At 77.4% G+C, this 363-nt stretch carries 1 pseudogene; it reads right to left on the reverse strand.

Annotated elements, in window-relative coordinates:
- Positions 1-255, reverse strand: a pseudogene (locus DW180_RS09945) (hydrolase Nlp/P60); the annotation flags it as partial.
- Between the last annotated feature and the right edge of the window lie 108 nt (positions 256-363).

The raw sequence follows: 363 nt of genomic DNA on the forward strand, positions 1-363 counted from the left end.
CTTGGCCGGGGCGGTCGCGCCGGCTGCCTCGGGGCCGCGCGCGCCTCCCTTTGGGGCGCCGAGGGCGGTCGCCGCCTTGCGGCTGCCTTGGGCGGCCTTCTTCGCCTTCCTCTGCCGCAGCCTTCCCGCGGCCTTCTTGGCCGCACGCCCCGCGTCGTACATGCCCGAGGCGCCCTCGAGCTCCTCCGAGTCGTCGAGCTGGGAGACGGCCTCCCGGGCGATCGCCAGCTTCGCCGCATCGACGCGCGAGCGCATCGCGGCCGCCGCGCGCCGGTCGCCGGCTGGTTGGGACAATTTGTCCCCGAGCCTGCCTTCCGGCGCGTCGGGCCTGGAAGGGCGCCCCTCCGCCGCTGCGGCGGGGGC

Source organism: Collinsella sp. AM16-21 (genome assembly GCF_003471905.1).
GTDB lineage: Bacteria > Actinomycetota > Coriobacteriia > Coriobacteriales > Coriobacteriaceae > Collinsella.